Source organism: Nocardioides sp. P86 (genome assembly GCF_023712465.1).
Lineage (GTDB): Bacteria > Actinomycetota > Actinomycetes > Propionibacteriales > Nocardioidaceae > Nocardioides > Nocardioides kribbensis.
Genome location: NZ_JAMAYE010000001.1, coordinates 1,542,849 through 1,554,510, shown reverse-complemented (window position 1 = coordinate 1,554,510; position 11,662 = coordinate 1,542,849). Strand labels below are relative to the sequence as shown.

The following is an 11,662-nucleotide window of genomic DNA, read 5'->3' as shown; positions in this document are numbered from 1 at the left end:
GGTCAGGGGTAGGTGATGCCGGTGGCCCGCTCGCTGACCTCCCACAGCCGGCGCTGGGCGTCGGCGTCGTGGGAGAGAGCGTTGCTGGTGACGACCTGGGGGGCGCCGCCGAGCTCGCCGAGCCCGCTCGGCCCGCAGTACGTCGAGCCCGGCAGGTCCGCCGTGGTCGCCATCAGCGTGGGCCAGGCGCCCGCGGCGGCCGACTGCGAGACCGCCCGCGTGGCGCCGCCGAGGATGGAGGCGAGGCCGCCGCTGGCCCGGCCGACCGCGCCGTTGGCCACCAGGTGGGTGCCCGCGAAGCCGGGGTGGGCCGCCAGCGCCTTGACCGGCAGGCCGGCCTCGCGGGCGCGCCGGTCGAGCTCGTAGGTGAAGAGCAGGTTGGCCAGCTTGGTCTGGCCGTAGACCAGCCAGCGGCTGTAGCGCCCGGAGGTGTCGCGGGGGTCGCCGAGCGGGGCGCGGCGCGCCATCCGGTGACCGAGGGAGGAGACGGCGACGACGCGGGCCTCGCCGCTGGCCACCAGCTGGGGCAGCAGCAGGCCGGTGAGCAGGAAGGGGCCGAGGTGGTTGGTGGCCAGCTGCAGCTCGAAGCCGTCGGCGGTGCGGGTCTGCGGGGTGGCCATGACCCCGGCGTTGTTGACCAGCGCGTGGATCGGCCCGAGGCGGGAGGCCTCGGTGGCGGCGCGGCGCACCGAGGCCAGGTCGGCCACGTCGAGCACGAGCCGCTCCACGCGGGGCTCGCTCACCTCGGCGCGGATGAGCCGGTCGGTCTCGGCCAGCTTCGACTCGGTGCGCCCGGCGAGCACGACGCGGGCGCCGCGGCGGGCCAGCTCGAGGGCGGTGTGGTGGCCCAGCCCGCCGGCGCTGGTGCCGGTCACGACGATCGTGCGCCCGGCCTGGTCGGGGATGTCGGCGAGGCGCCAGGTGTCGGTGGCGGTCATGGGGTCTCCGGGTGTGGGTGTCGGGCTGGTGTCGGGCTGGTCGTGGTGGGGCTGGTCGTGGTGGGGCTGGTCGTGGTGGGGCTGGGAGGGCGGGTGCGGGGATCTCGAGACGGTCGCTGGCGCTCCCTCCTCGATCGCCGTGGGTGCCGGTGCGTGACCGCTTCCTCCTCGATCGTCGTGGGTGCCGGTGCGTGGCCGCTTCCTCCTCGATCGTCGTGGGTGCCGGTGCGTGGCCGCTTCCTCCTCGATCGCCGAGGAGGTGTCGGTCGTCGCGGCGTGACGAGGCGGGTCAGGGGGTGGTGGCGATGCGGGCGAGGAGGGTCTCGGCGAGGTCGGCGTCGCCCTCGACGACCAGCCGGCCGTCGGCGCGCAGGCCGGCGAGGGTCTCGGTGCCGTGCAGGCGGCCCCCGGCCAGGCGCACGAAGGTGCCGCGGTCGGTGCGCAGCCGCAGGGTCGGGTCGGCGGGGGCGGCGTCGAGGCGGTGGCCGCGGCCGTCCTCGCCGATCCCGAAGGCCTTCGGCGCGTGGCCCTCCAGCTCGAGGACCAGCGTCGTGCCGGGGGCGGCGCCGACGCGCTTGGCCAGCACGAAGCCGAGGCCGTCGGAGAGGTAGTCGGCGGTGTGCACCGCGGCCGGGGAGTCCTCGCCGCCGGGGCGCCCGACCGCGTCGCGCACGTCCTGCTCGTGCAGCCACACGTCGAGCGGGCGGTTGCGCAGCAGCGTGCGCCAGTCCCAGGGCATGCCGCCGAAAGCCACGTCGGGTCGCGCCGAGGCGTCGGTGGGCGGGTGCTCCTGCAGCCACGCGTGGCGGGCGGCCGTGGCGCGGCGGATCTCGTCGACGAGGGCCGCGGGCTGCGTCGTACGCCGGTTGACCACGCCGATCTCGGTGTAGTGGCCCATCACGCCGCGCGCGTGGGCGGGCTCGCCGACCTCGGCGGTCTCCTCCTCGCCCGTGGCGAGCACGGTCTCGAGGTGGGCGACGTGGGCGACCACGGCGCGCACGTCCCAGCCCGGCAGCGCCGTGGGGCGCTCCCAGTCCTCGGGGGAGAGGGAGTCGAGCAGCGTGGTGAGGTCCTCGACGGCGCTCCACCACACGGCGACCCACCCGGCCAGCAGCTCACGGTCGTCCATGCCGTCACCCTAGGGCCCGCCCGGTCGCCGGCCGGGACGCCTCAGCCCGTGAACCGTACGGCGAGCAGCGCCACGTCGTCGTCGTGGGCGTGGTCGCTGTCGTCGGCGGCGTCGGCCAGCACGGCGTCGAGGAAGTCGGGCAGCGCCAGCGCGTGGTGGCGCGCGGCGACGGCGGCGAGGCGGGCCAGGCCGGCGTCGATGCTCTCGCGGCGGCGCTCGATGAGGCCGTCGGTGTAGAGCAGCAGCGTGGAGCCCGCCTCCACCCGCGCGGTGTGCTCGCGGCGCTCGACGGTGGCGTCGACCCCCACCATGAGGTCGGCCGGCTCGGGGGCGAGCAGGCGGGCGGTGCCGTGGGGGTCGAGCAGCAGCGGCGGCACGTGGCCGGCGTTGGTCCAGCGCAGCACGGCGTCCCCGGGCCGGGCGCCGTCGCCGGTGTCGGGCTGCACCCACAGGTGCACCAGGGTGGCCATGCCCTCCACGCCCAGGTCGCGCATGGCGGCGTCGAGGCGCGAGACGTTCTGCGCGGTGGCGTCGCCGTGCGACCAGGTCAGCGCGCGCAGCATCGTGCGCAGCGTGCCCATGGTGGCGGCCGCGGCCACGTCGTGGCCCACGACGTCGCCGATCATCAGGCTCGTGGCGCCCGAGGCGAGGGTGACGGCGTCGTACCAGTCGCCGCCCACCTGGTCGCGCTCGGCGGCGGGGCGGTAGCGCGCGGCGAGGCTGAGGGCGCCGCCCTCGGGCAGTCGTGGCAGCAGGGCCCGCTGCAGAGTCACCAGCGAGTCGGCCTGCGACCCGGTGAGCAGGGCGCGGCGGGCGGCCTGCGCGGTGTAGGCGGCGAGCGCGCCGAGGGTGACGAGCTCGTCGTCGGTGAGGACGCGCCGCTCCTCCCAGACCAGCGCCATCGCGCCGAGCACCTCGCCGCGCTCGACGAGCGGCCAGAAGCTGCGGGCCTGGCCGACCTGCTCGCTGTAGTCGAGGTCGGGGTAGCGGCGGTTCTGCGTCTCGGTGTCGGGGAAGCTGATCGCCCGCTGGTCCACCACGCTGTGCCCCACGGGGTTGGAGCCGTCGAGGGCCAGGGCGTGGTTGAGCCGCGCCGAGCCCCAGGTGTCGCCCGCGGGGCTGACGTAGCGCAGCATCCCCCGGGTCGCGGGCTGGGCCAGCGGCAGGTCGGCGGAGCGGATCGGGTCGTGGGCGTCGGTGACCCACAGGCCGGCGCGCAGACAGCCGAGCTGCTCCAGGGCGGTGCGCTGGAGCGCGGCGGCCACGTCGGTGAGGGTGAGGGTGGCCGAGAGGGCCTCGCTGAGCGCGAGCAGCACCCGGCTGCGGCTGGAGAGGTCGTGGGCGCGACGCGCCGACTCCGAGGCCAGCTCGCGCAGCCGGCGCTCCGACAGCGCCGCCGAGCAGGCCGCGGCGACGTCCTCGAGCACCGCGAGGTCGTCCTCGCTCCAGGCCCGGGGCCGGTGGTCGATGGCGCACAGCGAGCCGATGACCAGGCCGGCGTGGTCGGTGAGCGGCCAGCCGGCGTAGGCGATCACGTCGAGGTCGACGACCGCGCCGTTGGTGCGCAGCCGGTCGTCGAGGCGGGTGTCCTCGATGACCAGGGGGGAGGCGTCGGCCACGACGTACTGGCACACCGAGTGCGACAGCGGGGTCTCGCGCACGGCCTCGACCTCGGCCGGCAGGCCCACGGCGCCGGGGAACCACTGCCGCTCGGGCTCGACCAGGGTCACCAGGGCCACCGGCACGTCGAGCAGGCGCTGCACCATGCGGGCATACGCGTCGTACGGCGCGGGGTCGAGGACCCCGGTCGTGACGACGCTGCTCATCGGCGGGGTCTCCTCGGTGTGGACAGGGTCGACGGTACCGCCTGCCGAGCCTCTCACCTGCGTCTTCGGCTGTTCTCCCCAGGCTGGCCCGCACGCGCCCGGCGCCCTCCCCCGACCGTCGGGGCGCCCTCCTGCGCACCCTCCTAGGCTGGAGCCCATGAGTCGTCGACCCCGTGTGCGCGCCCCCGAGCTGCTCGGGCGCGGCTGGCTGAACACCGACGGGCCGCTGGCCCTGCGCGACCTGCGCGGGCGCTTCGTGCTGCTCGACTTCTGGACCTTCTGCTGCGTCAACTGCCTCCACGTGCTCGACGAGCTGCGCCCGGTGGAGGAGCAGTGGGCCGAGGAGCTCGTCGTGGTCGGCGTGCACTCCCCGAAGTTCGTCCACGAGGCCGACCCCGACGCCCTGGCCGCCGCGGTGGAGCGCTACTCCGTGCACCACCCGGTGCTCGACGACCCCGACCTGGTCACCTGGCAGGCCTACACCGCCCGCGCCTGGCCGACCCTGGTGCTCATCGACCCGGAGGGCTACGTCGTCGCGCAGTACGCCGGGGAGGGCCACGCCCACGCCGTCGCCGCCCTGCTCGAGGAGCTCGTCGCCGAGCACCGCGAGCGCGGCACCCTGCAGCCGGCCGGCTCGCCCTACGTGCCGCCCGTGGTCGAGCCCACCGACCTGCGCTTCCCGGCCTCGGCGGTGCCGCTGCCGGGCGGGTCGGTGCTGGTGGCCGATGCCGGCCACGACGAGGTGGTCGAGCTCGACGCCGACGGCGCGGTGGTGCGCCGCGTCGGCGGCTTCCGCGAGCCCAACGGGCTGTGCCTGCTGCCGTCCGACCTGGCCACCGAGGTGGGCTACGACGTCGTCGTCGCCGACACCGTCGGCCACCGGCTCCAGGGGCTGACGCTGGCCACCGGGGAGACCCGCGTGCTCGCCGGCGACGGCCACCAGGCCACCGACCTCGACGGCACCAGCCGGCTCTCCTCGCCGTGGGACGTCGCCTGGTGGCGCGGGCGGGTCTGGGTCGCCATGGCCGGGGTGCACCAGCTGTGGACCTTCGACCCCCGCACCGGCGCCGTCGAGGTCGCCGCCGGCACCAGCCACGAGGGCCTGCTCGACGGGCCGGGGCCCGAGGCGTGGTTCGCGCAGACCTCGCGGCTGGCCCCCGCCGGCGACCGGATGTGGCTGGCCGACTCCGAGACCTCCTCGCTGCGGTGGATCGACGCCGACGGGCAGGTCGGCACCGCGGTCGGCTCCGGTCTCTTCGAGTTCGGCTTCCGCGACGGTGCGGGCGGCGCCGACGGGCCCGCCTTGCTGCAGCACCCGCTCGGCGTCACGGTCCTGCCCGACGGGAGCGTCGCGGTGTGCGACACCTACAACGGCGCCGTGCGGCGCTGGGACCCCGCGACCGGCCGGCTCACCACGCTCGCCACCGACCTGGCCGAGCCCAGTGCGGCGTACGTCGAGGTCGGCGGGCAGCCCGGTGACGCCGCCGTGCTCGTCGTCGTGGAGTCGACCGCCCACCGCCTGACCCGTGTGCCGCTGGGGCGCGAGGTCGCCCGGGCCGGGGGGTTCGCCCACGTCACCCAACGCCCGGTCACCGAGGTCGCCGGCGGCGTGGAGCTGGTGGTGAGCTTCGAGCCGCCGCCGGGGCAGAAGGTCGACGACCGCTTCGGCCCCGCCGCCCAGCTGGTGGTGGAGGCGACGCCGCCCGCGCTGCTGCGCTCGGGCTCGGGTCGCGGCACCGACCTCACCCGCGTGCTCGAGCTCGACCCCCACGTGGGCGAGGGCGTGCTCCACGTGGCGGCGCGCGCCGCCTCGTGCGACGCCGACGGCGGGGAGGGCGCGGCCTGCCGGATGCACCAGCAGGACTGGGGCGTGCCCGTGCGGATCGCCGCCGGAGCCCCTGCCGTGCTCGAGCTGCCGCTCGGTGGTGCCTCGTGAGCGCTGCCGCCGACCGGGCCGCTGCCGCCGGTGCCGGGGGCGTGCGTCTCGACCCGGTCACGGGGGAGAACATCGACGCCCTGCTCGAGGTCGCCGTGCGCCCCGACCAGGACCACTTCGTCGGCTCGGTCGCGAAGTCGCTGGCCGAGGCCTACGCGCACGGTCCGGTCGCCTGGCCGCGCGCGATCGTCGCGACGCGGCCCGCGGGCGGGACCACCGCCGGGCCTCCCCGGCAGCCGGGCGAGGAGGTCGTCGGCTTCGTCATGGCCTTCCTCGACGTGGAGTGGGACGACGACCCCGCCGACGTCCGCAGCGGTCTGTGGCGGCTCAACGTCGACGCCGCCCACCAGGGTCGCGGCCACGGCGCCGCCGCCGTGAGGGCGGTCTGCGCCGAGCTCCGCTCGCGTGGCTGCTCGGCGGCCTACGTCACCTACCACGAGGGCCCCGGCAGCCCCGCCCCCTTCTACGCGGGCCTCGGCTTCGTCCCCACCGGCGAGCTCAGCGAGGGTGAGACCGTCGCCCGCCTCGACCTGACCCAGGACGCTGCCGCTCCGGGCGCCGCCAGCCCGGGCGCGGGCGACGCGTAGGCGGGGCCGGCGGAGCGCCCAGGCCGACCTGCGGGCGTGGTGGCGTCGCGCCGCGCTCGCGTGCCGGGGCGCCCCTGGCGACTAGCCTCACCGTCGTGAGCGCCACCCTCCGGTCGATCCACCGCTACCCGGTCAAGTCCTGCCGCGGCGAGAGCCTCGCCGACGCGGCCGTCGAGCCCTGGGGCCTCGCGGGCGACCGGCGCTGGATGTTCGTCGACCCCGACGGCGACGCGCTCACCGCACGCGAGGTCCACGGGCTGCTGCTCGTGCGCCCCGAGGAGACGGCGTACGGCGTGCGCCTGCACGCCCCCGGTGCCGAGCCGCTCGACGTCGCGCTGCCCGCCGGAGCCGAGCGGGTCACCGCGCACCTGTGGGGGTCGGTGCTCGACGTGGCCGCCGCCGGGCCCGACGCCGACGACTGGAGCACCCGCGTGCTGGGCCGCCCGGCCCGGCTGGTGCACCTCGACGACCCGGCCCAGCGCCCGACCGACCCCCGTTTCTCGGACGCGGACGACCGGGTGTCGCTGGCCGACGGCTACCCGCTCCTCGTCACCACCCTGGCCTCGCTGGCCGCCCTCGACGACGCCGTGCTCGAGCGCAGCCAGGAGACCCACCAGCCCGCCGGTGAGCCGCTGGGCATGACCCGCTTCCGTCCCAACCTCGTCGTCGCCGGCACCAGCGCCTGGGCCGAGGACGACTGGCGCCGCGTCCAGGTCGGCGACGTCGTGCTCCGCGCCGTGAAGGGCTGTGCGCGCTGCGTGATGACCACCGTCGACCCCGACACCGCCGAGCGCGGCCGCGAGCCGATCGCCTCCCTGGCCCGGATCCGCCGCTGGGACGGCGCCACGTGGTTCGGGGTCAACCTCGTCCCCGACCTGACCGGTCTCCCCGCCGGGGCGCCACCGCCGGTCGTGCGCGTGGGCGACCCCGTCGTCGTCCTCGAGGCCGCTGCGCCCGGCGGCGGACCCGTGCGCCCCGCCTGAGCCCGCGATTCTGGACCCTCGGGCCTGGACCCTCGGGCCTGACGCGTGGATCGCACGCACCAGCCGCCTGCGATCCACGCGCCAAGCCTGCGCTCGCGGAGTCGCGGCGACCCGGCCCGGACGACCTCTCCGCGTGCTAGGGGGAGGGGCACGACTGTGCCCCTGGCTCCAGCCCCTGCCCGCCTGCTCGGCCGTCCCGCCCGCCTCGCAGCGACTCGGCCCGGGCCGGTCGCGACGTGACCGGGGTCGCCCCACCCGGGGGGCCGGCTCCGTTTGCTGCTGGGAGCCCGGGGTATACCAGAGCGCGGGGGGAGGGGCTCCGCGTGCCGCGGCGCCCCTCGACTCGGCTCCCGTGCGAACCTGACGCCTCGCCCGATGGAGCCCTCGTGTCCCCCAGCGCCTCCCACGCCGCTCGCCCGGCCGGGCAGCTGGTCGACGCCTCGCCCGCTGGAGGGTTGGTCGCCGACTGGCACGACCTCGCCGCCCGTGCGCGCCACGCCAACCCCTTCCACGGCCCCGACATGCTGCCACCGGCGCTGCGCCACCTGGGCGGCGACGACGTGCGGCTCTTGACGGTGCGCGACGACGCCGGCCGCCTCGCGCTGCTGCTGCCCGTGGCCGGCCGCCGTCGTCACCGCCGCCTGCCCGTGCGGGCGACCACGACCTGGCAGCACACCCAGCACTTCCTCGGCACCCCGCTCGTGGCGCCGGAGCTCGGCCTCGACGGGTGGCGTACGGCGCTCGAGCACCTGGCCCGCGACGGCGAGGACCCCTGGCTGGTGCTGACCTCCCTCGACGCCGACGTGGCCCGCGACGTCGAGGCGGCCGCGGCCCGGACCGGTCGCTCGACCTGCCGCCTGGACTCCCTCCAGCGGGCGGTGACCCGCCGCGACCCGACCGGCGCCCCCTCGCCCGACCACCCCGTCGACCACCCCGTCGACCACCCCGTCGACCACCCCGTCGACCACCCCGTCGACCACCCCGTCGACTACCCCGTCGACTACGTCGCCCGGCAGCTGCCGGGCAAGCGCCGCAAGGAGCTGCGCCGGGTGTGGCGCCGCCTCGACGAGAGCGTCGGCGGCGGCCTGCAGGTCGTCGACCTGGCCGAGGCCGGCCGTGCCGACGAGGGCGTCGAGACCTTCCTGCGTCTCGAGGCCGCCGGGTGGAAGGGCGCCGACGGCGGCGCCATCGCCCACCACGCCGACCAGCGGGCGTTCTTCGTCGAGGCCTGTCGCGCCCTCCACGCCCGCGGCGCGCTCTCGGTGCTGGCCCTGCTCGCCGGCGACGGCAGCGCCGTCGCGGTGCTCGTCGACGTGCGCGAGGGCGACACGGTCTTCACCTGGAAGACCGCCTACGACGAGCAGCACGCCGCCCACTCCCCGGGCCTGCTGCTCTACATCGAGCAGCTGCGCCGCTTCCCCGACACCGGCGCCGCGCTGGTCGACACCTGCGCCGACCCCGGGCACCCGATGGCCGACCGCCTGCACCCCGACCGCCGCGAGCTGGTCACCCTCGCCGTCGCGCTGCGGCCCGGGGCCGGCGAGTGGGCGGTCCGCACGGCACCCCGCCTGCTGGAGACCGTCGACGGGGTCCGCCACCGGTGGCGCGCCCGGCACGACCGCCCCGCTCCCGACCGCACCCGCGCCCCCACCGCGACGACGTCCGCCGCACCACGCACCACCGTCACCGGCACCGCCAGCACCGCCAGCACCGCCACCGCACCCACGACCCCGGAAGAGGCACGACCATGACCCTGCTCCACCTCGACGAGCAGTCCACCGCCGCCCTGCGCACCGCCGGCGAGACCGGCGAGCCGCAGGAGGTCAGCCACCAGCTGCGCAGCCACGAGCTGCTCACCCTGGAGTCGCTGGCCGACCTCGCGGTGTCGCTGCCGGCCGACAGCATCGAGCACAACGTGGGCGCCCTGCCCGACGTGGTGGCCGACGGCAACGCCCCGCGGCTCGACCTGGAGCTGCGCGAGATGATCCTCGGCCTGGAGACCAACGGCGCGTGGTGCGTGATCAAGAACGTCGAGCAGGACCCGCGCTACAGCGCCCTCCTCGACGCCTGCCTCGACGAGATCGAGGACCTCGTCTCCGGGCCCGGCCAGGCCTACAACCGCGAGGGCTTCGTCTTCCTCTCCGCCCCGGGCTCGATGACGCCCAGCCACATCGACCCCGAGCACAACGTGCTGCTGCAGGTGCAGGGCAGCAAGACGATGGTCACCGGCACCTGGATGAGCCCCGAGGCGCGCGCGGCCGAGGCGGAGCGCCTCGTGGCCGGCGGCCACCGCAACCTCAAGGCCGACGTGCAGGACCCCGTCGACCACGTGCTCGAGCCGGGCCGCGGCATCTACGTGCCGCCCTACACCCAGCACAAGGTCGTCAACGGCCCCGCGCTGTCGATCTCGCTCTCGGTGACGTGGCGCAGCCCGGCCCTGGCCACCGAGGCCAAGGTGTTGCGCGCCAACTCCTACCTCCGCAAGGCCGGTGTCACCCCCGCGGCCCCCGGCGCCCGCACCGGCGTCGACAAGGCCAAGGCCGGCGCCATCACCGCCGCGGAGAAGGCCAAGGCCGCCCTGCGGCGCGCCCGCTGAGACGCGACCGCCGGGGCCCGGCCCCGGGGCTCACCGCAGCGCGAGCGAGACCGCGATCAGCAGCATCACGACGCCGATGACCACGTCGAGCACCTGCCACGCCCGCGGCCGGGCGAAGAGGCCCGAGGCCAGCCGCGCGCCGTAGCCGAGCCCGGCGAACCACAGCACCGACGCCGCGCACGCACCGGCGGCGAACCACCACCGGCCCTCGGGTCCGTGCGCGCTCGCGATCGAGCCGAGCAGCAGGACGGTGTCGAGGTAGACGTGCGGGTTGAGCCAGGTCAGCGCGGCCGCCGTCGCCACCGTCGAGCCGAGCGCGGCCGACGCGGCGCCGGTGGTGCGCAGCGCCGAGGAGCTGCGCGCGGCGAGCAGCGAGCGCAGGCCGTAGGCCGTCAGGAACGCCACCCCCAGCCACCGCACCACCTCGAGGGCGAGCGGGGCGCGCTCGACCAGGGTGCCGATGCCGGCGACCCCGGCGAGGATCAGCACGAGGTCGGAGACCGCGCACACCGCGACGACGGCCCCGACGTGGCGGCGCAGCAGCCCTTGGCGCAGCACGAAGGCGTTCTGCGCGCCGATGGCCACGATGAGGGAGAGCCCGGTGAGCAGGCCGGCGCCGAGGTCGAGGATCACGGCCCCGACGCTAGGGCCGTGCGGTGGTGAAGGCCAGCGAATGATCCTCAGGGTGCCTTAGCGTGGCTTCATGGACCTGCAGCCCGCCCAGCTCGCCGCCCTGGTGGCGATCGCCGACACCGGCAGCTTCGAGGCCGCGGCCCGCGCGCTCAGCGTGACGCCGAGCGCGGTCAGCCAGCGCATCCGCGCGCTGGAGTCGGCGGCGGGCCAGGTCCTCGTCCGGCGTACGGCGCCCTGCGCCCCCACGCCCGCGGGCGAGCGGCTGGTGCGGCTGGGGCGCGAGACCAGCCTGCTGTGGGCCGAGGCCCGCGAGGAGCTGAGCGCCAGCGGCGCGGTGGTGGAGCTGCGGGTGGCGGTCAACGCCGACTCGCTGGCCACGTGGTTCGGCGGGGTGCTCGGCGCCGTCGGCGGCTGGCCCGGTGTCGCGCTGCGCCTCGACGTCGAGGACCAGGCCACCTCGACCGAGCTGCTGCGCCGCGGCGAGGCCCTGGCCGCGGTCACCAGCGACCCCGTGGCGGTGCAGGGGTGCACGGTGGGGCCGCTGGGGGTGCTGCGCTACCGCCCGGCCGCCTCACCCGCCTTCGCGGAGCGCTGGGTGCGCGCGGGCCGGGCCGACTGGGCCGCGATGCCGGTGGTGGTCTTCAACGAGAAGGACGCCCTCCAGGACGACCTGCTCGCCGCCCGCGGCCACGTCCGGCCCCCGGTGGTGCACCGCGTGCCGACCTCCGCCGACTTCCACGAGGCGGTGCGCCGCGGGCTCGGCTGGGGGCTGGTGCCCGAGCCGCAGCTCGGGCCCGACCTCGCGTCCGGTCGGCTGGTGCTGCTCGCCGCCGGCGACCGACCGGGCCGCGACCGGGTCGACGTGGCGCTGCACTGGCAGCGCTGGCGGCTCGACTCGCCCCTGCTGGGGCGCCTCAGCGACGTGGTGAGGACCGAGGCGTCCGCCGCCCTGCGCCCCCTCACCCCCCGCCCCCGCTGACGCCCGCCCCGCCCGTCAGCCGCGCAGCCCGTCAGCCGTGACGCCGAGTCACCTC

At 76.7% G+C, this 11,662-nt stretch carries 10 protein-coding genes; 6 read left to right on the top strand and 4 right to left on the bottom strand.

Features of this window, described 5'->3' with window-relative positions:
* Positions 1-2: 2 nt before the first annotated feature.
* The 3 genes from M3673_RS07345 to M3673_RS07335 all read right to left on the bottom strand — a co-directional run bounded on the left by M3673_RS07345 (position 3) and on the right by M3673_RS07335 (position 3,893).
* Positions 3-938: an oxidoreductase gene (locus tag M3673_RS07345; RefSeq protein ID WP_251532722.1), complete on the bottom strand. Its 936-nt coding sequence runs from the start codon at positions 936-938 to the stop codon at positions 3-5.
* Positions 939-1,227: 289 nt separating this feature from the next.
* Entirely contained in the window at positions 1,228-2,067 is an 840-nt protein-coding gene (locus M3673_RS07340; protein ID WP_251532721.1) for a maleylpyruvate isomerase family mycothiol-dependent enzyme, read from the bottom strand.
* A gap of 41 nt (positions 2,068-2,108) precedes the next feature.
* Positions 2,109-3,893, bottom strand: a complete 1,785-nt coding sequence (locus M3673_RS07335) for a GAF domain-containing SpoIIE family protein phosphatase (protein ID WP_251532720.1) — start codon at positions 3,891-3,893, stop codon at positions 2,109-2,111.
* Positions 3,894-4,050: 157 nt separating this feature from the next.
* Here M3673_RS07335 and M3673_RS07330 point away from each other — a divergent pair, with 157 nt between their 5' ends.
* The 5 genes from M3673_RS07330 to M3673_RS07310 all read left to right on the top strand — a co-directional run bounded on the left by M3673_RS07330 (position 4,051) and on the right by M3673_RS07310 (position 9,995).
* Positions 4,051-5,829: a thioredoxin-like domain-containing protein gene (locus M3673_RS07330; RefSeq protein ID WP_251532719.1), complete on the top strand. Its 1,779-nt coding sequence runs from the start codon at positions 4,051-4,053 to the stop codon at positions 5,827-5,829.
* A complete protein-coding gene (locus M3673_RS07325; protein ID WP_251532718.1) occupies positions 5,826-6,416 on the top strand; it encodes a GNAT family N-acetyltransferase in 591 nt (196 codons plus the stop codon). Before M3673_RS07330 ends, M3673_RS07325 begins: the two co-directional genes overlap by 4 nt.
* A 95-nt stretch (positions 6,417-6,511) precedes the next feature.
* Complete coding sequence (locus M3673_RS07320) at positions 6,512-7,399, top strand: MOSC N-terminal beta barrel domain-containing protein (RefSeq protein ID WP_251532717.1); 888 nt, start codon at positions 6,512-6,514, stop codon at positions 7,397-7,399.
* A gap of 386 nt (positions 7,400-7,785) precedes the next feature.
* Positions 7,786-9,150 (top strand): GNAT family N-acetyltransferase, encoded by a 1,365-nt coding sequence (locus M3673_RS07315; RefSeq protein WP_251532716.1) that lies wholly within the window; start codon positions 7,786-7,788, stop codon positions 9,148-9,150.
* Complete coding sequence (locus tag M3673_RS07310; protein ID WP_251532715.1) at positions 9,147-9,995, top strand: cupin domain-containing protein; 849 nt, start codon at positions 9,147-9,149, stop codon at positions 9,993-9,995. Before M3673_RS07315 ends, M3673_RS07310 begins: the two co-directional genes overlap by 4 nt.
* A gap of 30 nt (positions 9,996-10,025) precedes the next feature.
* Here the strand turns inward: M3673_RS07310 and M3673_RS07305 are convergent, their stop codons facing one another.
* A complete protein-coding gene (locus tag M3673_RS07305; RefSeq protein WP_374108190.1) occupies positions 10,026-10,625 on the bottom strand; it encodes a LysE/ArgO family amino acid transporter in 600 nt (199 codons plus the stop codon).
* Positions 10,626-10,698: 73 nt separating this feature from the next.
* Here M3673_RS07305 and M3673_RS07300 point away from each other — a divergent pair, with 73 nt between their 5' ends.
* Entirely contained in the window at positions 10,699-11,607 is a 909-nt protein-coding gene (locus tag M3673_RS07300; protein WP_251532714.1) for a LysR family transcriptional regulator ArgP, read from the top strand.
* The last annotated feature ends 55 nt before the right edge of the window (positions 11,608-11,662 follow it).

Excerpts from the sequence above, each read along its gene's own strand:
- M3673_RS07340 (WP_251532721.1), bottom strand. The coding sequence starts at position 2,067 with ATGGACGACCGTGAGCTGCTGGCCGGGTGGGTCGCCGTGTGGTGGAGC.
- M3673_RS07300 (WP_251532714.1), top strand. The coding sequence starts at position 10,699 with ATGGACCTGCAGCCCGCCCAGCTCGCCGCCCTGGTGGCGATCGCCGAC.
- M3673_RS07310 (WP_251532715.1), top strand. The coding sequence starts at position 9,147 with ATGACCCTGCTCCACCTCGACGAGCAGTCCACCGCCGCCCTGCGCACC.
- M3673_RS07330 (WP_251532719.1), top strand. The coding sequence starts at position 4,051 with ATGAGTCGTCGACCCCGTGTGCGCGCCCCCGAGCTGCTCGGGCGCGGC.
- M3673_RS07335 (WP_251532720.1), bottom strand. The coding sequence starts at position 3,893 with ATGAGCAGCGTCGTCACGACCGGGGTCCTCGACCCCGCGCCGTACGAC.
- M3673_RS07345 (WP_251532722.1), bottom strand. The coding sequence starts at position 938 with ATGACCGCCACCGACACCTGGCGCCTCGCCGACATCCCCGACCAGGCC.